Genomic DNA, 21,974 nt, shown 5'->3' on the forward strand with positions numbered 1-21,974 from the left:
TCGGTACCGGTACTGGCCCGTACCGTCTGCCCGCCCGCACCACCGGTCGTCCCACCGTTCTGCGAAGCGAACCCCGTCGCCCCATGCGACTGCGCCGAGGCCTGAGTCACCGACAGGGCCACTCCGGCGACTACCACGGTCGCCGCGGTCAGCACCGCCGCGAGCCTGCGTACGACTGATCGTCTCAGTCTCATTGTTCTACCTTCCGGTCGATAGGAATAGATGCATGTCAATGAGGCTAAGGAAAGGGCTCTCCGGGGGTCAAGGTTTCTTGGGCAACCGTTTGCAAACAATTTTGAACACCCCGGCCCGGGCTCCGGTCCCCATCTGCGAGTTCTCATCGATCGAGCTCAGACCGGCAATGAGGCACCGCAGGTGGTGCAATCGCTTGCATGTGTCCTCGCCCGGGAATCCAACATTCAAGGTCCCGCATCATCCGATACGACTGAGCACCACGTGCATCAGATCCGTCTCGAGTTTCCAGTGTGGTGTGAGAGAAGAAACCACGCGAAACGATCCGACTCGAGTGTTCGACCTGTATATCGCCATGCTCGCCGCCATGATTCGTCGGCTTAGGGCTTTGAACCGGCTTTCATGGAGCATTACATGGAGCTACGTGGAGCAAGCTTCTGCGGAGCGATCGGCTAGAGTGGCTCCATGACGGCCGGCACTGGGCCGAAGCGGGCCCGCGGAGAGATCGAGCTCCTCCCGAGCGGCTCGCTGCGCGTCAGGGTTTACGCCGGGCTCGACCCGGTGACGAGGAAACGGCGCTACCTCACCGAGACCGTGGCCGCCGGGCCCGAAGCGGCGCAGCGAGCCGAGCAGGTGCGCATCCGCCTGCTTCAAGAAGTCGCCGAGCGCCGGGCCCTGAAGAGCCCGAAGGCCCCCGATCCGGTCCGTGCGCCGAGCCCGCCCGAAGCGACCGGCCCGGGGCGGAGGAACGGCAGGTCGACGATCGCGACGATCGCGCGACTGGCCGGGGTGTCGCCGCCTACGGTGTCGAAGGTCCTCAACGGCCGTCCGGGGGTGGCGCCCGAGACCCGGTACCGGGTGGAGTGGCTCCTGCGCGAGCACGGCTACCACCGTCCGGAAAAGATGGTGAGGGCCGCGTGCGTCGAGGTGGTCTCCTACGGCCTCATCGGCCACATTGCGGCCGAGATCATGCGCGGCGCCAGGGAAGTCGCCGTCGAACACGGACTCGGCGTCGGCTTCACCGATGCGCGCCAAGAGGAGTCGGCCGGCCGCAGCTGGGCCCGGGAACTGCTGGCCCGTCGCCCCGTCGGCGTCATCGTCGCTCACCTCGGCTTCACCGCGGATCAACACGACCTGCTCGGCGCGAGCGGCATCCCGATGGTGGCGCTCGATCCGCCCGACGAGGCGCTGCATCCGGTGCCTTCGGTGGCTTCGGCCAATCGCCAGGGCGGCATCGCCGCCGCCCGGCACCTGCTCGAACTCGGCCATCGGCGGATCGCGGTGATCACCGGGCCGCGCGGGCGGCTGTGCGCCGAGAACCGACTGGCGGGAGCGCGGACGGCGCTGGAGACCGCCGGTGCGCCGCTTGACGAGAACCAGGTGCGCACGGGGGCTCGATTCTCATTCGAAGACGGCCTCGAGCATGGCCGGGACCTGCTTCGGCTGCCGGAGCCGCCGACGGCGGTGCTGTGCGGCAACGACCTACAGGCGTTCGGCGTCTATGAGGCGGCCCGCCAGACCGGCGTGCGCATTCCAGAGGACCTGGCCGTGGTCGGTTTCGACGACATCTCGGACGCGGTGTGGAGAGGACCTCGGCTCACGACCGTGCGGCAGCCGTTCTCCGAGCTCGGCGCTACCGCCACCGGGTTGATCCTCACCCAGGCCGGGGACGAGCCGCTCTCCCAGACCCATATCGAGCTGGCGACCACGCTGATGGTCCGCTCCAGCACCGCGCCGCCACGCGGACACTGACGGCGCGGATCCGAGAGCTGTACGCCACCGGCGGCGACCGATCAGGAACTGCCGTCGTACTCCGGCAGTCGCAGCACCTCGTCGTCGAAGTCGATGACGATCTCGCCGAACTCGCTGAGCACGTCCGATCCGAGCAGGCCCTCCAGTCCCTCACCGCGCTCGGGGTCCGGGAGGTCGATCAGGGCGATCTCCGTCGAGTCGAGCTGCACGTCCCCCATGCGCCACTGTTCGACTTCGGCGATCTCCGCCTGCCCGCTGCCCGAGATGCCGGTGACCTCCCGGGACTCACCGGTGGTCGGCAGATCGAGCTGTTCGGCGACGTCGACGTCGATCGCCGAAACGGACGCGCCGGTGTCGAGCGCGAAGCGGAACGGCCCCTCACCGGAGATGCTCACCGGGATGAACGCCAGCGTCTGGCCGCCTTGCTCAATGACCTCCAATGACACGGTCCCGGGCTCGCCGGTCGCCCCGTCCTGGTCATCGACTTCGACGCAGCCCGCGGAGAGGGCCGCCATCATCGCCACGGCCGCCAACCGCAGCGGGACCGATTTGACCATCGCTGTGCGCCTCCTGGCAGTGATGCGGACTGATAGCTGTTCTGTACCCGATGGTTCGCGGGCCCAACCCTCCGCCGGCGTGCCGAGCCCGGAGAGAAGCGCCTTACTCGGGTGGAAGCAGTTCGACGCGCAGGATCCGATCGTCGCCTTCTCGCGGCTCGGTGCCGCCCCAGGTGGCGCCATCGGTGTTAGAGGTGACGATCCACAGTGAGCCGTCGGGAGCCACTTCCACCGTCCGGATGCGACCGTATTCGCCTACAAAGTGCTCGATCGGGTCTCCGGCCGCCTCGGGGCCGTCGACCGGGAGCTGCCAGAGACGCTGCCCGCCGAGGGCGCCCATCCACAGCGACCCTTCGGCGTAGGCGATGCCGGACGGCGAGGCCCGGTCGGGATGGATCGTGAAGATCGGCGCCTCGCCGGTGTCGCCGGCGATGCCTTCGGTCTGGGGCCAGCCGTAGTCGAGCCCGGGCCGCAGGACGTTCACCTCGTCCCAGGTTCGGTGGCCCAGTTCGGAGGCGTACACCGTGCCGTCGGGTCCGAAGGCGATGCCCTGGACGTTCCGGTGCCCGCTCGAATAGATCGCGCTGCCGGACGGATTGTCGTCGGGTATGGAGCCGTCCAGGGCGATGCGCAGGATCTTGCCGTTGAGCGAGGCGTCGTCGGCGGCGTTCTCGGGCTCGAAGGCGTCGCCCGTGCCGATCCACAGATGGCCGTCGGGCCCGATGCGCAGCCGACCGCCGTGGTGGCGGTCGGCGTGCTGAATGCCGTCGAGCAGCACCCGCTCCTGGCCGACCGAGTCGAAGTCCGCGCCGATCCGCAGGGCCACGACCCGGTTCGTCGGCGAGGCGGAAACGTAGGCGAACACGGTGCGATCGCTCGCGAAGTTCGGCGAGGCCGCCAGTCCGAGCAGGCCGCCCTCGGCGCTCGTCTCGACGTCGGCGACGACGCCGACCAGTTCGGCCTCGCCTCCTTCGGCCGGGACGCGCCGGATCTCGCCGGTCGGTCGCGACGAGACCAGCGCCGAACCGTCCGGAAGGAACGCCAGGCCCCACGGCGAGTCGAGCCCGGTCGTCAGTTCGGTGGGTTCTCCGGGCTCGTATAGGCCCGCCTCGCTCGGGTCCACATCGGTCCCGGTGCTGGGGCTGTAGCCGGGCGTGGGGTCTTGGTTCGCGGTGCAGGCGGTCAGCGCGAGCGCCACGCTGAGCGCAGCGGCTCCCGCGACCATGGTGGTCGGTTTGATGCTGCTCACGGACGCTCCTCGTTTCCATCGATAACCTTGCTCTGTTTTCGATGATACATCATGTGATGTCGAACTGTTGTTATCGGTGATACGGCGGCGGTCACGAAGCCCGGCGTCGCAATCGGCGGCCCATCGGGGGTGGGGCGATTCGGGCAAGTTGTCGCGGGCGTGCTCCACGAGGGGTAAGACGGTAGACAGCGGACGGCCTTCAGCCGACCGTGGTCGAGGCCGGTCGAGCAGCGCTCGAGGCGGAAGGGGTTCGGTCATGAACGATGCAGGCAGGCTCGCGTGGGCGACGGCGGGCGCGGTGTTCGCCGGCTGCACGATGCTCACCTTGGGGTTGTTCCAGTTCTTTCAGGGGCTGGCCGCGATCGCCGAGGACGAGCTCTTCGTGCCCACGTCCGGTTACCTCTATTCGATCGACATCACCGGGTGGGGATGGATTCACCTCATCCTCGGCGTCGCCGTGGCGCTCGTCGGCGTGTTCGTGCTGATGGGACGCTCGTGGGCGTTCGGCATCGGCATCGGCCTGGCCATCGTCTCCGCGGTGAACCAGTTCTTCTTCCTGCCGTTCTACCCGTGGTGGGCACTGGTGATCCTCGCGCTCGACATCTTCGTCATCTGGTCGCTCGCGTTCGTCCTCGCCGGCACGGAGTCGTGAAAGCTCGCATATGGAACGGCCGCGCTCGCTTCGGAGCGAGACTGTTCCGCGTTGTCGCGACCGGCCTCTGCCTGCGCGCGTCGAGACGGGCTCAGGGCGTCACGATCGGGAACTGCGGGTCGCCTGGGTCCAGGACCGAACCGAGCCTGCTCAGTACGGACGTGTCGCCGCTGACCTCGATGCCGGCGGCCGCCAGCCGATCCGTCGTCAGACCGCCGAGCGCGAGGGCGGGCAGGGCACGGGCCGTCGTGGTCAGGGTAGCGTCGGCCTCGACGGACTGGTCGGCGGTGGTGTAGGCGAGCACGCCGTTGGCCAGGCGCAGCCGGTAGCGCTCATCTGAGTCGGTGAGCACCACGTCGACGGTGAGCCGCTCGTCCCACGCCTTGGGGCCGTTGACCTGGATGGCGATAGCGTCGAAGAGCATCTCGGGAGTCAACTGGCCGATCATGTCGGCCGAGGTCGTGGCGGTCGGAGTCCCGAACGGTCCTTCGCGCAGCTCAGTGACGCCCGAGAGGTAGAAGCTGCGCCAGGTGCCGTTCTCGGCCCCGTATCCGAGCTGCTCGTAGGTATCGGCCAGAAGCTCGCGCGCGGCGGTGTGGTCGGGTTCGGCGAACACAGCGTGGTTGAGGATTTCGGCGGCCCAGCGGAAGTCGCCGGAGTCGAAGGACCCGCGGGCGGCTTCCACGACCGCGTCGGCGCCGCCGAGCAGGTCGACGTATCGCTTGGCCCGCTCGACCGGCGGGTGCTGCCACAGGTTCGCGGGGTTGCCGTCGAACCAGCCCAGATAGCGCTGGTAGACGGCCTTGACGTTGTGGCTGACCGAGCCGTAGTAACCGCGGGCGCTCCAGGCGTTCTCCAGCGCCGGCGGCAGCTCGATCTGTTCGGCGATCTCCGGCCCGGTGAGGCCCTTGTTGAGCAGGCGCACCGTCTGATCGTGCACGTAGGCGTACAGGTCGCGCTGGAGCGAAAGGAACTCGACGACGCGCTCGGTGCCCCAGATCGGCCAGTGGTGCGAAGCGAACACGACCTCGGCGTCGAGGCCGAACAGGTCGATCGTCTCGGTGAGGTACCGCGCCCAGCCGTGCGGGTCGCGCACGACCGCACCGCGCAGTGTCAGCAGGTTGTGGAAAGTGTGGGTGGCGTCCTCTGCCGCGCACAAGGCCTTGAAGTCGGGCAGGTAGACGAGCATCTCCGCGGGCGCCTCGGTGTCAGGCGCCATCTGGAACACCATGCGGACACCGTCGACCGACTCCTCTAGTCCGGTCGCGGTGATCTCGTCGGTCGGTGGAATGAGGGTGACGGTGCCGGTCGAGACGGTCTGACCGAGCCCGACGCCGACCTGTCCTTGCGGGCCGCGGGCGAGGGCCGCACCGTACATGTAGGCGGCGCGGCGGTTCATCGCGGTGCCGGCGTACACGTTCTCGGCCACGGCGTGTTCGACGAAGCCCTCAGGTGCGAAGATCCGAACCTCCCCGGCGTCGACCTGCTCTTGGGAGACGAAGCCTTTGACGCCGCCGAAGTGGTCGGCGTGCGAGTGGGTGTAGACGACCGCCTTGATCGGGCGGTCGCCGCGGTGCTCGCGGTAGAGCTCGAGCGCGGCCGCGCCGGTCTCGGCCGACAGGAGCGTGTCGATGACGATCACGCCCTCGCGGCCCTCGACGAACGTCGTGTTCGCCAGGTCCAGGCCCCGCACCTGGTAGATGCCCTCGACGACCTCGAAGAGCCCGTGGATCGCGTTGAGCCTGGACTGCCGCCACAGGCTCGGGTTCACACTGTCGGGGGCATCGCCCTCGAGGAACGCGTAGGCGTCGTTGTCCCACAGGACGGCGCCGTCGTCGCCGGTGACGGCGTTCGGTTCGCGTCGGGCCATCAGGCCCCGCGTGGCGTCGTCGAAGTCCCTGGTGTCCGCGAACGGCAGACGCGCGCGCAGTTCGCGCTGCTGCGCCGCGATGGCCGAGGATACGGGCTTGGATGCGCTCATGCCGACAGTCTCACACCACCGGATGGCACCTGCGGGTGAAGCGGGAAATCGCCGCACGGGCGCCTACCAGACCCGCGCAGGGTCAGACCAACTCGCAACGGGGCGGCGCCCCGTTTTCCCGCAGGTCGACGACTTCAAGTCATGAGGTTGTGGCGGGCAACAACGCGTCGCGTACCACGAGCCAGACCCGCCACGCCCACCGCCTCCCTCGAACGCCTTACAGACCCGCCCCTCGAGTCATGCCTTCCCTTGCAGCTCTATAGCTTCGGCGTAGCTCGTGTTCAAACTTTCTATACATCTTCAAGGCGGCCTTGCGGCCGCGCCTCGTGGCCGACCTTGCGGTCCGTCCTCGCGAAGCTGCGGGCGGTCCTCGGCCGGCCACGGGCAGGAGACGCCTTGAGAGATGAAGTGCGAAAGTTCCGGCCGGAACCCTTGGCCGGGGCAACGAGCCATAAGTACTAAAAGTCTTCTGAGAGCGGTGGTTCTTTCCTTGGAACTCTCAGTCGGGAAACCTCGAGTGGCTCAAGACTGGTAGAACTAGCAGATGTATAAATCACGCCGCCGTTTGCCGCTCTCTATTCACGTCTTGTTTGCCGTTATTGTCGCACTAGGTATAGTTTACGCACTGTGGTATCTTTTTACGGGTTCGCTAGCTCTTCCATCGGTATCAAATCCAACCGACTCCGAGAAGCTTGAGATTATTCGAATAGTATTCTACGCGGTGGCAGGTATTGGCGGCGTTGTGGCACTCACGGTCGCATATCGACGTCAAAGGGACAATGAACTCGCAGAGCTTCGCGAAGAATCTAGGCACTTCAATGAGCGTTTTGCTGCTGCAACCGAACAACTTTCTTCGGACAAGGTGGCGAGCCGCCTATCCGGAGTCTACGCAATTACTAACCTGGCTGACGACTGGGATCAGGGTCGACAGATCTGTGTCGATGTTCTTTGTGGTTACTTGCGAATGCATTATGAAACCCCGAATTACTACGATGATCACGTTGCCCATTCGGATTGGGATGCCCATGTCCAGATGCACGAACAACAAAGAGTTCGCAGACTAATAATCGACCTCATTGGGGAACGTTTGCGCGCGAAGCCAGTGAGTGGGAAGACCTGGCACTGGTGTACTTTCAATTTCAGTTCTGTCGTATTCGATGGTGGTGACTTCAAGCGAGCCAAATTCCTTGGATCCCAAGTATCGTTTGAGTATGCACATTTCCCGGACGGTATCATAGAATTCTGTGAAGCTGAATTTCATCAGGGCGTGGACTTCGCTGGTATTGAGGTCGAGAATGCGATGGTCAACTTTAAGGACGCCAGCTTCATGGGCAAGGAAACAAATTTCGAGTACGGATCAATTACGGGTCATGGTGAATTGTTGTTCAACAATACTGAATTTGGATCAATTAAGACATCCTTCAACAAATTCAAGTTTGATTCTGGTGAAGTAAGCTTCTTTAAGTCAAGGTTCAACGCCAAAGCGACGGCTCCCGGAGTAGTTTCATTTAGCGAAGCGGAACTGAGCGGTACCGATATTTGGTTCTTCGAGCCTACCTTTACAGAAAGCAAAGTTGACTTTAGGGAGGTCGCAGATTGGTCTGCGCCCCCGGCATATGGTTATCTAGAGGAAGGTGAAGTTCTTCCTGAAGCGATCTTGTTGCCCCCCGAGTCCGAAGTGAGAATTCTTGTGCAGCCTAGTGTCGGCTCGGTGGGTCCTGGAGCAGAGGTCCCGCGGCAGCAAAGTACAGCAACCAGTGAAAGCGAGGATGCCTCCGAACGGCCCTGAACAGCCGAAATCCGTCTTGAATGGCCCTGGTTAATCTAAGTGCCGATAGTTCGGGACGAGAGGGTTGGAGACGCGTGCCCCTGGCGTGCCCCAAGCAAGGGACAAGAGCGGTCACGAACGGGTGAGATCGGAGAACAACGAAGCCCCGCCGACGCTGCGTTGATGCAGGTCAACGGGGCTGTTTGGCGGAGGATGGGGGATTCGAACCCCCGACCGGGATCAACCGGAACCCGCTTAGCAGGCGGGCGCACTAGGCCACTATGCGAATCCTCCGGGACGCTGAGCCGGGATGTCGGCTTTGGCGCGTACCGAGAAACGAGCATACCGGGACGCATGGGCGCGGCCCAAGCGGGTTCGGGTCCGTCAGAGCCAGCTCACGTGCGGCGCGACGGCCAGGTACCCGACGAAGGCCACGATGTCCAGCAGCGTGTGCGCGACCACCAGCGGTCCCGTGCGCTTCCAGCGGAGGAAGCACAAGGCGAACACCGCCCCCATCACGGCGTTGCCGATGAACCCGCCGACGCCCTGGTACAGGTGGTAGGTGCCGCGCAGGACCGCGTGGGCGACCACGATGGCGACCGGTCCCCAGGCCAGCTGCCGCAGGCGCGTCACGAGGTAGCCGACGCCGATGACCTCTTCGAGGAGGGCGTTCTTCAATGCGGCCAGGACGAGAATCGGCACCGCCCACCAGACGTCGTTCAGGTTCGATGCGGCGATCGTGACGTTGAGACCGAGGCCGCGCGCCGCCAGGTAGAGACCGAGGCCGGGGATGCCGATGGCCGCCGCCAGGGCCGCGCCGCCCACGAGGTCGAAGGCCGGGCGCCGGTGGTCGAGGCCGATCATGCGGAAGGGATCGCCGCGGTCGAGTGCGAGGAGGTGGAGGGCGAGGGCGACCGGCGCCAGCGCGAAGACGAGGCTCAGCAGCTGCCGGGTCAGGTCGAGCCAGGGCCGTTCGGCAGCTGCTCTGGCGCTGTTCATCGCGACCGTGGCGTCAGCGAGTCCGCCTGGGGCGGTGAGGGTCGCCAGGAAGCTGACGGTCGCCCAGATCGCGGAGGCGCCCAGCGAGAGGGCGAGCACGATGAGCAGCTCGCGCCTGATCGTGCGGGAGGAGAGCGTCGGGGCGGTCGGTGCGTCGGGCTCCATAGGCGCCAAGCCTGCCATGGGCCAGGCCGGAAAAGCGCTGGTGGTCGGACGGCTTGTCCGATGGGGCGGGCGCGCCGGCGGGCAGACTCGGTGTCAGGAAGGCGGGGTGCTGTGAGACCTATCCCACTCGGCGACGCTCACTGATCGCGGCACCTCGCTTTTCGTCAATTTGCGCCTCGCTCCCACTGTCGTTTCCTTGACACTTCCGTGCGCGAGTCAGGTAAGGTTAGCCGAGCCTTACTTGGAAGGGGTTGTCGATGGGATTCGCACGTGTGGAGGGCCTCCCGTGGTGAGCGCCGCCGCCGTCGATTTCACGCGCCCCGTGCCGCGCGAGTTCGCTCCGCGCCACCCGGGCTTCCCCGACCTGCTCGCGCCGTTGCGCACCGCCGCCGACCACATCGAGCGCGTCCACGGCCCGCAGCCGCTGATGGGCCTGCGTCCGTGGCTCGACGGCTATGACGCTCCTGAGGGCGTGCAGCTGACCGGTTCGGCGCTGGCCGACGGCAGTCGCATCGACGAGCTCCTGGCCGACTCTGAGCGCCTGTGGGGCGGCTCGCCGCACGCGTCGGCCGCTCTGGCTTGGAAGACCTACTGCTATTGGGCGCTGCTGCCGGTGGTGCTCGGTTACCTCGCCGCGAGGCGCATCCCGGTTCTCGAGGCCGACGACTTCGTGTTCACCATCGCCGATACCGGGGAGCCCATGTTCTCCGGGCGGCAAACCCGCCCGCGGTTCCTGGCCCTGCCGGACGACCCCATGTCGGGCGCGCCCGGCATCGAGATCGTCGCCGACGAGCGCGAGCTGCTCGAGCGGGCGCGGACGTCACTGCTGGAGGGGCACCTCGACCCGGTGCTCGAGGCGATCCGCCGCGAGGTCCGCATCGGGCGGCGCACGCTGCTGGGTTCGCTGGCGTCCGGGATCGCCTATGCGACCGCGACCTGTTCGAGCGCGGGTCGCGAGCCGGCCGAGGAGGTCGCGGCGACGCTGCTGGAGACCTTCGGCGTGGCCGAGCTGGTCGATGTCTCCACCGACCCGGGGGGCCGACTGGTCTACCAGCGTCACACCTGCTGCCTGGCGTTCACCATCGACGGCTGCGGCACCTGCGCGACCTGCTGCGTGCAGAGCGAGCACCGCTGAGGGCTAGCGGCCCGTTTGATAGATTTGCCTGTGCCTTCAGGGCCCGGAGGGGTCGCATAGTGGACTAGTGCAGCGGTCTTGAAAACCGCCGTGGGTGTCAAAGCCCACCGTGGGTTCGAATCCCACCCTCTCCGCCAGACCGGGCGGCGCGCCGTCCGAATCCGATCGGCGGTGCGCTGCGGCCGCGAAGCGGTCCGTGAAACGAAGCGGGACTCAGCACCCCGGCACGGTGCTGAGTCCCAGAGCCTATGGTAACCGCATGGCGCAACATGCTTCACTTCCGGGTCGGGATATTCACAAGATCGTTACGCTTGCACACCGGTGCGCTAACGACGACGGCATCGACCCGTTCAACGAGCAGACGATGCTCGGACTCCACAAGCCGGGTTCGCCTACTCGGGCGCATTTTCTTGTCCCCCAGGAAGACCGGCCCGACAAGATCATCGGTTACGCGCAGGTCGAGACGGTGGGGACGTCCGCCGAGGCCGAGTTGGCGGTGGATCCGGACCACCGCAGGAGGGGCGTGGGCCGCAACCTGTTGCGATCGGTGATCGACTCGCTCGAGTCGAACGTCACCCAGCTGCGGGTGTGGGCGCACGGCGACCTTCCCGCGGCCGCAGCACTGTCCGGTTCGGAGGGTTTCAGTCGCGATCGGGTGCTCTTCCAGCTCGCTCGGGACCTGGAGGGCTTCACATGGCCGTCGGCGTGGCCGGCGGGCGCGAAGGGCAACTGGCCGACCGGTTCCGGCGCACCGTTGGCCCTCCCTGAGGGCATCACGTTGCGTCCGTTCGAGGTCGGGGAGGACGAGGAGGCGTGGACGCGGGTGAACGCGGCGGCGTTCGCCGACCATCCCGAGCAGGGCCGCTGGACGGTCGGGGATCTGGCCGACCGGATCGGCGAGCGCTGGTTCGATCCCGAGGGGCTCATCGTCGCCGAGGACGAGCAGGGGATGCTCGGCTTCCACTGGACGAAGGTCGAGGGCGGTGTCGGCGAGGTCTACGTGCTCGGTGTCGATCCGCGGGCTCAAGGCACGGGGCTCGGGAAGGTCCTCACGTTCGCGGGGCTGGCGCACATGGCGGCGCACGGGATCCGGCAGGTGGACCTCTATACCGACGAATCGAACACCCGGGCGGTGCAGCTGTACCGGTCGCTGGGTTTCGCGGTGGTGCGTACCGATGTCCAGTGGGCGAAACCGATGCTCTGAATCCTATATCCTATAGGATATATCCTATTGGATATGGCGGCGGTCAGGCCGGCGAGAGGGCGCCGGACGGGTATCCCTCTTCACCCGGCAGCGCCAGTCGGGGGCGGTCGCCGTTCAAGGTCAGGCGCGGCAGGATCGGGGTCATGTCGCGCTGCTCGGCGGCGGCGAAGACCTCGCCGACCGTGGAGTAGCGGCTCAGCTCGGCCAGTGTCGTGGCCTCGGGCATCGACATCTGGCCGCCGTACTGGCAGACGGCCTGCTCGGGGCCGATCCAGGTGGCGTACTCGGGTTCGCGCACGCGGATGCGCGGCTGGAAGCCCTCGGCGAGCGTCGCCACGTAGATCCAGGCGTCGAACCGCACCGGCTCGTACTCGGGCGTGACCCACCGCGACCAGGCGCGCTGGAGCGCCACCATCGCGCCGGTCTCCTCCTCGACCTCCCGCACCCCGGTCATCGCGACGTCCGGGTCGTCGGGTTTGTGCCGCCCGCCGGGGAAGCCGTACCGGCACGACCGTCCGTGCGGGTCGCCTCCCACCTCGGGGCCGGTCGGCCATCGCTCACGCACCGGCTCGGGCCGCTCGCCCGAGACGCCGAAGGGCTCCTTGGCGGTGTGGCGCAGCAGGAACACGCGCAGGGGCGCCTCGCGGAGCAGGACCACCGCGGCGGCGCGTTCGGGTTCGGCCGGCGCGCCCTGGGCTCTCAGGCGGGCCCGGGCTCGGGCGGCCGCGGCCTTGTCGACCGCCCGAAAGTCCCATTTCCCGTAGCGCTGGATGGACATAGCCCCACGCTAGCCGACGCGCGCGCCCAGTCCCAGCCCAATACGTGAATCCGGCGGGCCGGGCCCGCTCGTCAGAGGATCCAGCTGGCCGGGAAGTACATCAGCGCTCCGACCAGGCCGGCGGTCGGGAACGTCAGGATCCAGGCCATCACGATCGTGCGGGCCACGCCCCACCGGACGGCGCGTTTGCCGCCGGTGGCGCCGACGCCCATGATCGAGGAGGTGATGATGTGCGTGGTCGAGATCGGCGCGCCGATCTGGGTGTTGGCGAACAGCACCGCCGAGGCGACGGTCTCGGCCGCGAAGCCCTGCGGCGGGTGCAGGTCGATGATTCTGCGGCCGAGGGTGCGGATGATGCGCCAGCCGCCCTGGTAGGTGCCGAGGGCCAGCGCGGCGGCCGCCGCGATGTAGACCCACCACGGGATGTCGGTGGCGGTGTCCTGGTAGCCGCCGACGTAGAGGGCCAGGACGATGATGCCGATGGTCTTGGCCGCGTCCTGCATGCCGTGGCCGACGGCCATGGCGGCGGCCGAGACGCTCTGGGCGTGGCGGAAGCCGCGGTTGAGGCGGTCGGGGCTGCCTTTGCGGAAGAGCCAGTAGACGGCGACCATGACCAGGAAGCCGAGTCCGAAGCCGACCAGGGGCGAGACGATGGTGGGGATGGCGACTTTGCCGAGGAAGCCGCCCCACAGGACGGTCGCTCCTCCGGCGATGGTGGCGCCGGCGACGCCGCCGAGGAGGGAGTGGGACGCCGAGATGGGCCAGCCGAAGTACCAGGCGACGTAGTTCCAGCCGATGGAGCCGAGCACGCCGGCCAGGACGATGGTCAGGCCGTTCATGGAGATGGGGAGCTCGACCAGGCCGCTGGCGACGGTGGAGGCGACTTCGCCGCCGAGGTAGGCGCCGACGAAGTTGCCGACGGCGGCCATGGCCAGGGCCGTGCGGGGTTTGAGCGCGCGGGTGGAGATGGAGGTGGCGATCGCGTTGGCGGAGTCGTGGAAGCCGTTGGTGAAGGCGAACATCAACGCCGCGGCGACGACCACGATCACCGCTATGAGGTTGGCGTCCACGTCAGGATTCCTTGACGTACACGGCTTCGATCACGTTGCTGACGTGCTCGAAGGAGTCGCAGGCGGCTTCGAGTTCGTCGGCGACTTCTTTGAGCTTCATGACGGTGAGGGTCTCGTATTCGCCGGAGTAGAGGCGCACCAGGAGCATGCGGTAGGCGCGGTCGCCGTCGTTCTCGAGGCGGTTGCACTCGATCCAGAACTCCTTCATGCCGGAGTTGAGGCCTTGGAGCTTGGGCATGTACTGGTCGAGGAGCGCGGCCTGGGATTCGAGGACGGCGACCTGCTCGATCATCTCGCGGGGGAGGGAGGGCAGTTCGGAGAGTCCGTAGAGGTAGACGAGGTTGGCGGCGGCCTCGATGTGGTCGAGGACGTCGTCGAGCTTGCCGGCGAGCTCGTGCATGTCGTTGCGGTCCATCGGGGTGACGAACGTCGAGTTGATCTTGTTGAACACGCGGTGGGTGAGTTCGTCGTTGTCGTGCTCGACGTCGACCAGTCGCTCGGATATCGACTGGTAGTCGGGCTTGTCGCCGCCCAACTCGGCGAGGATGTCAACGCCGCGTCTGATGTTCCCTGCGGCCTCGGAGAAGAAGGCGTAGAACGCGCCTTCTTGAGGTTTCAGCGAGAAACGCACTGGGGTACCTCGGTCTTTCGGTCGTTGTGCTGCCCTCACAGTACCGATTGGGTAGCGGGACGGCTGGAAATTGTCACGCTGAAGGTAACATCCAGGTGAACGAACTCCAATGGCGCGAATGCGGGTGTGTGCAGGTACACGTATGGGCTCTAAGCTGCAGTTATACACGAATTCACAGTGAGTTCACCGAGTGTTCACCTTGTTTCGCGGCGAGCCTGCGCGACGCTATTCGGCGGTGCTGTCCGCGAGCCGGCCCAGCGCGCCGACGACGGCATCCGACTTCGTCGTGTACCACATGGGCGGCAAGGAGTCCCGTAGAAAACGCCCGTACGAGCGGCTGGTCTCCAACCGGGAGTCGAGGATCGCGACCACGCCCCGGTCGGTGGTGCGACGGATGAGCCGCCCGGCGCCCTGCGCGAGCCGCACGGCCGCCGCCGGCACCGACACCTCGCTGAACCCCGACCGGCCGGCCTTGTCGGCCGCCTCGGAGCGCGCGGCGGTGAGCGGCTCGGTCGGCCGCGGGAACGGAATCCGGTCGACCACGACCAAGCGGCACGTCATGCCCGGCACGTCGACGCCCTGCCAGAGGCTCATCACGCCCAGCAGGCACGTCGAATCCTCCTCTTTGAAGCGCTTGACCAGGCTCCCGAGCGTCTCCTCGCCCTGCAGGAGGATGTCGAAGTCAAGGTGGGACCGCAGCAGCTCGGCCGCGGCCTCGGCGGCGCGCTTGGAGGAGAACAGCCCCAGCGTCCCGCCGCGGCTGGCCTCGACCAGGCGCAGCAGCTCCTTGCCGGTCTCCTCCGACAGTCCCGAGGCGGTCGGCCGGGGCAGGCTCGAGGCGACGTAGAGGATGCCCTGCTTGCGGTAGTCGAACGGCGAACCGACGTCGAGCGAGTCCCAGCCGTCCTCGCCCGACGCCAGACCGATACTGCGAGCGAGGGTGTCGAACTTCCCGCCGAGCGTCAGCGTCGCCGAAGTCGCGACGACGGTGCGGTCCTCATAGAGCATCGCCGACAGCAGCCCGCCGACCGACAGCGGCGCGGCCACCAGCTGCGGGCCGTGCGGCTCCGACCAGATCACGTCCTCCGGCGACGGGGCGACGCAGCGCCCGGCCGTCTCCTGCGTCTCGGCGATCCCGGCGCGCAGCTGCTGGGCCCCCAACTGCTTCTTCGTCTCCGCGTCGAGCGAACCCATGACCACGGTCGCTTTCGCGCACGCCGAGTTGATCAGGTGAAGCGCCTCGGTGAGCGGATCCGGCAGGTCGCCGGCGAAGCGGCGCTCCCCCACCAGGTTCAGGGCGTTCTCGAGCGAGTCGGCGGCCTCACGGAGCTGATCGGCCACGTCGGCGTCCAGCAGCCGCCGCCCCCGCTGCGCCAGCCAGCGCAGCCGCGCAGGACCCAGCTCGGCGCGCGCGGCCGAGGTGACCCGGTCGACCAGCTCGTGCGCCTCGTCGACGATGAGCACGGCGTGCTCGGGCAGGACGCCGCGGTCCTTCATCATGTCGATCGACAGCAGCGCATGGTTGGTGACGACGATGTCGGCTTCGTGGGCGCGGGCGCGCGCGGCCTCGGCGAAGCAGTCGGCGCCCTGCGGGCACTCCTTCGCGCCCGGGCATTCGGTCGAGGACGTCGAGGCCTGCCGCCAGGCGCGGTCGCTCACCCCCGGGTCGAGGTCGTCCCGGTCGCCGGTGTCGGTGTCGTTCGCCCACGCGAACAGGCGCTGCACCTGTCCGGCGAACGCACGCTGCTGCCCCGCCCACTTGAGTTCCTCGGTGCCTTCGAGGGCGCCGTCGTCGTCTTCTTCCTCGCCGGCGAGCTTGCGTTTGCAGATGTAGTTGTGCCGACCTTTGAGCAGCGCGAACGTCGGTTTGCGGCCCAGGATCGGGGCGACGGCCTCGACCAGGCGCGGCAGGTCGACGGCCACGAGCTGGTGCTGGAGGGCGAGCGTGGCGGTGGAGACGACGACCGGCTTGCCCGCGGCGAGCGCGGCGCACAGGTACGCCAGGGACTTGCCGGTGCCGGTGCCGGCCTGGACGAGCAGGTGACGGCCCGAGTCGATCGCCTCGGCGACCGCCTCGCACATCTGGCGCTGGCCGTCGCGCGTCTTGCCGCCGGGGGTCGCGGCCACGGCCGCGTCGAGGATGTCCAGGGCGCTGGCGGTCATTGGTTCCCCACTGGCTCCTCGCCGATGTTGGTGGCGTCGCCGCCGGAGGCGGCGATGCGGGCTTCGATCTCGCGTTGGTGGGCGCGGTAGCGGTTGAGCGCCAGGACGATGCCGTTGGTGATCGCCAGCAGCGGGACGGCGACGAGCGCGCCGATGATCCCGAAGGCGAAACCGCCGGCGGTGATGGCCAGGACGATCGCCAGCGGGTGGAGTTTGACCGCGCGGCTCATCAGGACCGGCTGGAGGAAGTTCGACTCCAGCTGCTGCACGGCCAGCACGATGGCCAGGACGATCACGGCGTTCCACAGGCCGTTGTCGGTGCCGACCAGGGCGACGACCACGGCGACCGCGCCGGAGACGGTGGCGCCGACGATCGGGATGAACGCGCCGAGGAACACCAGGGTCGCCAGCGGCAGCGCCAGCGGTATCCCCAGCAGGGCCAGGCCGAGGCCGATGAAGATCGCGTCGACGGCGGCGACGATGATGATCGTCCGCATGTACTGCACCAGCGTCTGCCAGCCGGCCCCGCCCGCGTAGCGCATCGGCTCGCGGGAGGCGGCGGGCATCATGCCGGTCAGGAACGTCCAGATCTTGTGGCCGTCGCGCATGAAGAAGTAGGTGGTGAACAGCACCAGGAACAGGCCGGTGAAGAAGTAGCCGAGCGCGGTGACGGTGGACCCGGCGATGTCCAGGCCGCTCTGGACCAGCTGCTGCTGGTTCTGCCGGAACCAGTTCTCGATGTTGGTCTGCGCGTTGGCGATGATCTCGGCCATCTCGGCGCCGTCGAGGCCGAAGGGACCGCCCTCGACCCACTCCTGCAGCTTCTGGAGACCGGCGACGAACTGCTCGGTGAACTGAGGGATGCCCTCGATGAACTGGTCGACCACGAAGGTCAGCACCAGGCCGACGACGGCGAGACCGCTGATGAGCACCAGGATCGAGGCCAGCGACTTGTTCCAGCCGTGGCGGATGAGCCAGGCCGCGACCGGCTGGAGCATCGCCGCGAGCAGGAACGAGACGGCCACCGGGACGACCACGATGGCGATCTGACTGAGCAGGTAGAACACGCCGATGACGGCGGCGGCGATGATGATGAGCCGCCACGACCAGGCCGCGCCGACGGCCAGGCTGGTGGGCACGTACCGGCGTTCGGGGACGTCTTCGCCGTCCTCGGCGATCTCGGGCGGGACCTCGGCGCCCGGAGGGAGCGCCTCATCGTCGTCGGGCCCGGAATTCTGGGCGGCCACGCGCTCGGCGTACGAATTGAGGCGCATGCCGATCCACAGTCTCTTCGCACGGTCTGCGGTACGACGGAATCGGCTCACATTGTCTCCAAACGACGCGGGTGTGACGTCAACACGTACGGTACCGGTTCGGTGCGACCGAGTGGCGGCAGCCGGGGCCGTCGGCGTGAGACGCGACGCCGGCTCTGGGAACCGGGCCCGACCGGGCGGTAAGCTCGGTCGTTGTGACCGATACACCGTTGGAATCCGAGACAGGACTGCCGATCCGGCTGCTGCACGACCGGCTCCTGGTCCAGGAAGACCCCGACGCCGAGCGCCGCTCGGCCGGCGGCATCGTCATCCCCGCGACCGCGACGATGGGCAAGCGCCTCCACTGGGCCGAGGCGGTCGGTGTCGGCCCGCTGGTGCGCTCGGTCGTCAGCGGCGACCGGGTGCTGTTCGACCCCGAGGACAAAGCCGAGGTCGAGCTCCAGGGGCGCGCCTATATTCTGCTGCGCGAGCGCGACATCCACGCGGTCGCCGCCAAACGCGTCGACGAAGACGGCACCGGGCTGTACTTGTTATGCGCATCGGGGTCTTCGGGCTGGGGCTGATCGGCGGATCGGCCGCACTGGCGCTGGCCGAGGCCGGGCACGACGTGCTCGGCTACGACGCCGACGAGCGCACGCGGGCCCGGGCCGAGGCCCGCATCGAACTCGCCGCCGATCCCGAGGCGCTCCGGCGGACCGATGTCGCGGTCCTGGCGGTGCCGGTCGCCGCGTTGGCCGAGGCCGCGGCCCTGTTCTCCCCCGAGGTCTTCGACGGCGTGCTGACGGATGCGGCGTCGGTCAAGGGCCGGGTCCTGGAGCTTTTCGGCGGCCACCGGCGGTTCATCGGCGGGCATCCGATGGCGGGCAAGTCGACCTCCGGGTTCGCCGCGGCCGAAGCGGGCCTGTTCCGCGACCGCAAATGGGTGCTGTGCCTCGAGCCCGATTCGGACCTGGGCGACTGGGCGACGCTGGCGCGGCTGTGGACCGCCGTCGGGGCGCATGTGGTGCCCGCGACCGCCGCCGCCCACGACCGGGCCGCCGCCCGCGTCTCTCATGTGGAGCATGTCGCGGCCGCGGCGCTGACGTTGATCGCCGACGATCCGCTCTCCCGGTCGCTGGCGGCCGGTTCCTTCCGCGACGGCACGCGGGTGGCCGCGAGCCCGACCCACTTGTTCCAGGGCATGGTCGAGGGCAACCGGGAACGCCTGTTGGAGGCGCTCGAACACCTCGGCGTCGAGATCGAGGACGCGCGGCTGGGGCTGTACTCATACGACGAGCAGCCCGAGCGGGTCGTCGACTGGTTCGAACGGGCCCGGCACGCCAGGGCGACATGGCCTCCAGAGGCCGGTGAACCCGAGGAGCTGGAGATCTCAAGGGAGGCACTGCTGGAGCTGGGTTCGGACGGGGGGTGGATCGAATCGATACAGGACGATGAGGTCGCCACTGTGCGCCGACCTCGCGTAAAGTCCACGTCATGAGAAAAATCGATCAGATTGCCGACAAGTACGTCGACGACGTGCTCGAGCGCAGCCCCATGACGGCGACCTACATGGGTGTGCCGGGTTCCGACCACCTGCTCGACGACCTCTCTCCGGACGGCATCGCCGAGGATGCCGAACTGGCTCGCCGGACGATCGCCGCGGCCGAGGCGGCCGAACCGGTCGACGAGCGCGAACGCGTCGCCAAGGAGGCGATGCTCGAGCGCCTCAAGCTCTCGGTCGAGCGCTACGACGCCGGAGACACCTTCCTGGGCCTGAACGTGATCACCTCCGGCATCCACGACATCCGGCAGATTTTCGACCTGATGCCGCACGAGGGCGAGGAGGCCGTCGCGAACATCGCCAAGCGGCTCGCGGCCGTCCCCGAGGCTTTCGCGCAGTACACCGAGACGCTGCGCGCCGAGGCCGCCGCCGGACGGGTCGCCGCGAAGCGGCAGATCCTCGAGGTCGCCAAGCACTGCGACAACTGGAACGGCGCCCACGGCGACGATTTCTGGGCGGGGCTGGCCACGCGAGCGACCATCGACGGCGAGCCGATCACCTCCGGTCGGCTTCGGATCGACTTGAGCAACGGCGCCGCCTGGGCGCGGGCGGCCACTACGAAGTTCGCGAACTTCCTGCGCGATGAGCTGGCACCGCAGGCGCCGGAAAAGGACGCGGTCGGCCGCGACCGCTACTCGCGCGCCTCGCGCTACTTCATCGGCGCCGAGATCGACCTCGAAGAGACCTACGAGTGGGGTTGGAAGGAACTGGCGCGGATCGAAGGCGAGATGGCGGCCGTGGCCGAGGCCATCAAGCCCGGCGCGTCGCTGGACGAGGCGATCGCCTACCTCGACGCCGACCCCAAGCAGACGGTCAACGACAAGGAGGCCTTCCGCGACTGGATGCAGGAGCTGGCCGACCGGACCATCGCCGAGCTGGCCGACACGCACTTCGACATCCCCGAGCAGATCCGTCGCATCGAATGCATGATCGCGCCGACCGAGGACGGAGCGATCTACTACACCGGCCCGAGTGAGGACTTCTCCCGGCCGGGCCGGATGTGGTGGTCGGTGCCCAGCGGGCAGGAGACGTTCTCGAAGTGGCGCGAGGTCACGACCGTCTACCACGAGGGCGTCCCGGGCCACCACCTGCAGATCGGGCAGACCCAGGCGCGCTCGGAGCTGCTCAACCGCTTCCAGCGGACCATGGTCTTCTCCTCCGGTCACGCCGAAGGCTGGGCGCTGTACTCCGAGCGCCTCATGGACGAACTGGGCTACTACGACGACGACCCGGCCGGCAAGCTGGGCATGCTCGACGGCCAGGCGTTCCGCGCCGCCCGCGTCATCGTCGACATCGGACTGCACTGCGAGTTCACCATCCCCGAGGACAACCCGTTCGGCTGGCGCCCCGGCGAGACCTGGGACGCCGAGAAGATGTTCGAGTTCATGCGCGCCCACTGCCGCATCGAGGACGACATGCTCCGCTTCGAGTGCAACCGCTACCTCGGCTGGCCGGGCCAGGCACCGTCGTACAAGGTCGGCGAGCGGCTGTGGATGGCCGCGCGCAACGACTACGCGGCCCGCCGCGGATCCGACTTCACCCTCAAGCAGTTCCACACCGACGCGCTCAACCTCGGCTCGATGGGCTTGGGCCCCTTCGCCGAAGCTCTCAAGCGCATCTGACCGTCCTTTCGGGGCACATCGGGCCCCACTGCCGCAGCCACTCGGTCTCGGCCCGCTCAGGCGTGGTCGAGGCCGAGTTCCATTTCGGGGCGCTCGTACCAGGCGCGCAGGCGGTCGGCGCCTCGGCGCATCGCGGCGATCTCGGCGGCGGTGAAGCCGCGCAGCCGGTAGGTCTCGATCTCGACCGTCTCGGCCTTCACGGTGGCCTTCCAGTGGCCGATGAGCTGGCCGTCGAGCAGGATCGCGGAGGTGAACCGGGGCCGGTCCGGGAAGTCGGCGCGGGGCACCGACGGGTGCATGACCCAGTCCTTGGTGTCGGTGTACGAGCACAGCATCTCGTCCCAGCCCTGGACGAAGTCGACCACCGGCCCGCCGTCGCGGGGGCCCGGCGGTTCCACTTCGTAGTAGCAGGTGCGACCGTCGATCCGGACGGTCTTGAGACCGAGGTCCTCGACGGCGGCCTTCGCGTCGGCGACCTTGAGGCTCGCCCAGCGGGTGAAGTCCTTCAGCGTCGCCGGGCCGCGCGAGGCGTAGAATCGCCGCGCCAGCTCCCGGATCGCGTCCTCGCGGTCGATGCGGCCGGCCGGCACGCGCTCGTCGAAGTTGGCGTAGGTCTGCTCCTTGCCTCTGGGCGTCCCCGAGCAGATCACGGCCGCCACTTCGGCGTGGAACAGCAGGTGGATCAGGCGCAGGCCCTTGACGTCGGCGATCCCGGCCTCGGTGAGCTCGGCGGCGGCCTCGTCGCGGGTCAGATGCCGGCCGCCGGCGGTGGCCTCGCCGAGGACCTCGGCGGCGCGCTCCAGGACCGCTTCGTCGAGTCCGAGCTTCCGGTACATCGAGGCGGCGATCTGCTGGACGCGGTCGGCGGTGGCCGCCAGCATCATCCGGATGTCGCCGACCGGGACGGTGTGCCAGGTGGGGCGCAGGACGTGGGTGCGCACGACCGCGCCGTCACGGATCAGCGCGTCGATCGCCGAGACGGGCGCGAAGGCCCCGCCGCCCTCGCCCGGGAGCGACCGCATCGCCGGCGTGAGCTTGGAAGCGGCTATCTCCTGCGACTGGACGGCGCCGAGGTGCGCGAACGCCTCCATCGGCGATCCCCGATGCTCGCCCCAGAGGCGCTGGGCGTGCGCCCGCCAGGCGGCTACCTCCTCGGGAGTGAATTTCTCGTCGGGACGAACGGGTCCGGTGGGTGCCATCGGCACATGTTAGCGGCGACCGGCGACATCGAGGATCATGAGC

17 protein-coding genes, 2 tRNA genes and 1 pseudogene are annotated in these 21,974 nt (G+C 67.9%); 9 read left to right on the forward strand and 11 right to left on the reverse strand.

Annotated features, from left to right (window positions below; genetic code table 11):
- Nucleotides 1-657 precede the first annotated feature (657 nt).
- Nucleotides 658-1,944: a LacI family DNA-binding transcriptional regulator gene (locus ACYVL2_RS15675; RefSeq protein WP_460544986.1), complete on the forward strand. Its 1,287-nt coding sequence runs from the start codon at nt 658-660 to the stop codon at nt 1,942-1,944.
- Between the two features lie 41 nt (nt 1,945-1,985).
- Here the strand turns inward: ACYVL2_RS15675 and ACYVL2_RS15680 are convergent, their stop codons facing one another.
- Both ACYVL2_RS15680 and ACYVL2_RS15685 read right to left on the reverse strand, forming a co-directional pair.
- Nucleotides 1,986-2,501, reverse strand: a complete 516-nt coding sequence (locus ACYVL2_RS15680; RefSeq protein ID WP_460544988.1) for an aspartyl protease family protein — start codon at nt 2,499-2,501, stop codon at nt 1,986-1,988.
- A 103-nt stretch (nt 2,502-2,604) separates the two neighbouring features.
- A complete protein-coding gene (locus tag ACYVL2_RS15685) occupies nt 2,605-3,750 on the reverse strand; it encodes a PQQ-dependent sugar dehydrogenase (protein ID WP_460544990.1) in 1,146 nt (381 codons plus the stop codon).
- 256 nt (nt 3,751-4,006) lie between these two features.
- Between ACYVL2_RS15685 and ACYVL2_RS15690 the strand changes: the two genes are divergently transcribed.
- Entirely contained in the window at nt 4,007-4,402 is a 396-nt protein-coding gene (locus tag ACYVL2_RS15690; protein WP_460544992.1) for a DUF7144 family membrane protein, read from the forward strand.
- Nucleotides 4,403-4,493: 91 nt separating this feature from the next.
- Here the strand turns inward: ACYVL2_RS15690 and ACYVL2_RS15695 are convergent, their stop codons facing one another.
- Complete coding sequence (locus tag ACYVL2_RS15695; protein WP_460544994.1) at nt 4,494-6,383, reverse strand: alkyl/aryl-sulfatase; 1,890 nt, start codon at nt 6,381-6,383, stop codon at nt 4,494-4,496.
- Nucleotides 6,384-6,927: 544 nt separating this feature from the next.
- Between ACYVL2_RS15695 and ACYVL2_RS15700 the strand changes: the two genes are divergently transcribed.
- Entirely contained in the window at nt 6,928-8,172 is a 1,245-nt protein-coding gene (locus tag ACYVL2_RS15700; protein WP_460544996.1) for a pentapeptide repeat-containing protein, read from the forward strand.
- A 183-nt stretch (nt 8,173-8,355) separates the two neighbouring features.
- Here ACYVL2_RS15700 and ACYVL2_RS15705 read toward each other — a convergent pair.
- Both ACYVL2_RS15705 and ACYVL2_RS15710 read right to left on the reverse strand, forming a co-directional pair.
- Nucleotides 8,356-8,445 (reverse strand) — tRNA-Ser (locus tag ACYVL2_RS15705).
- 90 nt (nt 8,446-8,535) lie between these two features.
- Nucleotides 8,536-9,315 carry a CPBP family intramembrane glutamic endopeptidase gene (locus tag ACYVL2_RS15710; RefSeq protein WP_460544998.1) on the reverse strand — a complete coding sequence of 260 codons (780 nt, stop codon included), beginning with the start codon at nt 9,313-9,315 and terminating at the stop codon, nt 8,536-8,538.
- Nucleotides 9,316-9,604: 289 nt separating this feature from the next.
- On the opposite strand from ACYVL2_RS15710, the gene ACYVL2_RS15715 reads away from it, so the two are divergent.
- The 3 genes from ACYVL2_RS15715 to mshD all read left to right on the forward strand — a co-directional run bounded on the left by ACYVL2_RS15715 (nt 9,605) and on the right by mshD (nt 11,654).
- A complete protein-coding gene (locus tag ACYVL2_RS15715) occupies nt 9,605-10,450 on the forward strand; it encodes an IucA/IucC family C-terminal-domain containing protein (RefSeq protein WP_460545001.1) in 846 nt (281 codons plus the stop codon).
- Nucleotides 10,451-10,495: 45 nt separating this feature from the next.
- Nucleotides 10,496-10,587, forward strand: a tRNA-Ser gene (locus ACYVL2_RS15720).
- A gap of 122 nt (nt 10,588-10,709) precedes the next feature.
- The gene (gene mshD, locus ACYVL2_RS15725) at nt 10,710-11,654 is read left to right on the forward strand and encodes a mycothiol synthase (RefSeq protein WP_460545003.1); all 945 of its coding nucleotides are present in this window, start codon (nt 10,710-10,712) and stop codon (nt 11,652-11,654) included.
- A 43-nt stretch (nt 11,655-11,697) separates the two neighbouring features.
- Here mshD and ACYVL2_RS15730 read toward each other — a convergent pair whose 3' ends face one another.
- From ACYVL2_RS15730 to ACYVL2_RS15750, 5 genes are all read right to left on the reverse strand, one after another.
- Nucleotides 11,698-12,432 (reverse strand): NUDIX hydrolase, encoded by a 735-nt coding sequence (locus ACYVL2_RS15730; protein WP_460545005.1) that lies wholly within the window; start codon nt 12,430-12,432, stop codon nt 11,698-11,700.
- 71 nt (nt 12,433-12,503) lie between these two features.
- The gene (locus ACYVL2_RS15735; RefSeq protein ID WP_460545007.1) at nt 12,504-13,502 is read right to left on the reverse strand and encodes an inorganic phosphate transporter; all 999 of its coding nucleotides are present in this window, start codon (nt 13,500-13,502) and stop codon (nt 12,504-12,506) included.
- 1 nt (nt 13,503) lies between these two features.
- Nucleotides 13,504-14,133, reverse strand: coding sequence for a DUF47 domain-containing protein (locus tag ACYVL2_RS15740; protein ID WP_460545009.1), 630 nt, complete (start codon nt 14,131-14,133; stop codon nt 13,504-13,506).
- Between the two features lie 225 nt (nt 14,134-14,358).
- Nucleotides 14,359-16,296, reverse strand: a complete 1,938-nt coding sequence (locus ACYVL2_RS15745; RefSeq protein WP_460545012.1) for an ATP-dependent DNA helicase — start codon at nt 16,294-16,296, stop codon at nt 14,359-14,361.
- Nucleotides 16,293-17,570 (reverse strand): AI-2E family transporter, encoded by a 1,278-nt coding sequence (locus ACYVL2_RS15750; protein WP_460545014.1) that lies wholly within the window; start codon nt 17,568-17,570, stop codon nt 16,293-16,295. The genes ACYVL2_RS15745 and ACYVL2_RS15750 overlap by 4 nt, the downstream gene beginning before the upstream one ends.
- A 194-nt stretch (nt 17,571-17,764) precedes the next feature.
- Here ACYVL2_RS15750 and ACYVL2_RS15755 point away from each other — a divergent pair, with 194 nt between their 5' ends.
- From ACYVL2_RS15755 to ACYVL2_RS15765, 3 genes and pseudogenes are all read left to right on the forward strand, one after another.
- Nucleotides 17,765-18,133: a GroES family chaperonin gene (locus tag ACYVL2_RS15755; protein WP_460545017.1), complete on the forward strand. Its 369-nt coding sequence runs from the start codon at nt 17,765-17,767 to the stop codon at nt 18,131-18,133.
- Nucleotides 18,091-19,047: pseudogene (locus tag ACYVL2_RS15760) on the forward strand (prephenate dehydrogenase); the annotation flags it as partial. The gene ACYVL2_RS15755 and the pseudogene ACYVL2_RS15760, both read left to right, overlap by 43 nt.
- Complete coding sequence (locus ACYVL2_RS15765; RefSeq protein WP_460545019.1) at nt 19,044-20,732, forward strand: DUF885 domain-containing protein; 1,689 nt, start codon at nt 19,044-19,046, stop codon at nt 20,730-20,732. The pseudogene ACYVL2_RS15760 and the gene ACYVL2_RS15765, both read left to right, overlap by 4 nt.
- 56 nt (nt 20,733-20,788) lie before the next feature.
- Here the strand turns inward: ACYVL2_RS15765 and ACYVL2_RS15770 are convergent, their stop codons facing one another.
- Complete coding sequence (locus tag ACYVL2_RS15770; protein ID WP_460545021.1) at nt 20,789-21,931, reverse strand: winged helix DNA-binding domain-containing protein; 1,143 nt, start codon at nt 21,929-21,931, stop codon at nt 20,789-20,791.
- Nucleotides 21,932-21,974 lie beyond the last annotated feature (43 nt).

The sequence above is a fragment of the Glycomyces halotolerans genome, assembly GCF_054779575.1.

Coding starts and splice junctions, on each gene's coding strand:
- ACYVL2_RS15675 (WP_460544986.1), top strand. CDS start 658: ATGACGGCCGGCACTGGGCCGAAGCGGGCCCGCGGAGAGATCGAGCTC.
- ACYVL2_RS15680 (WP_460544988.1), bottom strand. CDS start 2,501: ATGGTCAAATCGGTCCCGCTGCGGTTGGCGGCCGTGGCGATGATGGCG.
- ACYVL2_RS15690 (WP_460544992.1), top strand. CDS start 4,007: ATGAACGATGCAGGCAGGCTCGCGTGGGCGACGGCGGGCGCGGTGTTC.
- ACYVL2_RS15695 (WP_460544994.1), bottom strand. CDS start 6,383: ATGAGCGCATCCAAGCCCGTATCCTCGGCCATCGCGGCGCAGCAGCGC.
- ACYVL2_RS15700 (WP_460544996.1), top strand. CDS start 6,928: ATGTATAAATCACGCCGCCGTTTGCCGCTCTCTATTCACGTCTTGTTT.
- ACYVL2_RS15710 (WP_460544998.1), bottom strand. CDS start 9,315: ATGGAGCCCGACGCACCGACCGCCCCGACGCTCTCCTCCCGCACGATC.
- mshD (WP_460545003.1), top strand. CDS start 10,710: ATGGCGCAACATGCTTCACTTCCGGGTCGGGATATTCACAAGATCGTT.
- ACYVL2_RS15730 (WP_460545005.1), bottom strand. CDS start 12,432: ATGTCCATCCAGCGCTACGGGAAATGGGACTTTCGGGCGGTCGACAAG.
- ACYVL2_RS15745 (WP_460545012.1), bottom strand. CDS start 16,296: ATGACCGCCAGCGCCCTGGACATCCTCGACGCGGCCGTGGCCGCGACC.
- ACYVL2_RS15750 (WP_460545014.1), bottom strand. CDS start 17,570: ATGCGCCTCAATTCGTACGCCGAGCGCGTGGCCGCCCAGAATTCCGGG.
- ACYVL2_RS15765 (WP_460545019.1), top strand. CDS start 19,044: ATGAGAAAAATCGATCAGATTGCCGACAAGTACGTCGACGACGTGCTC.
- ACYVL2_RS15770 (WP_460545021.1), bottom strand. CDS start 21,931: ATGGCACCCACCGGACCCGTTCGTCCCGACGAGAAATTCACTCCCGAG.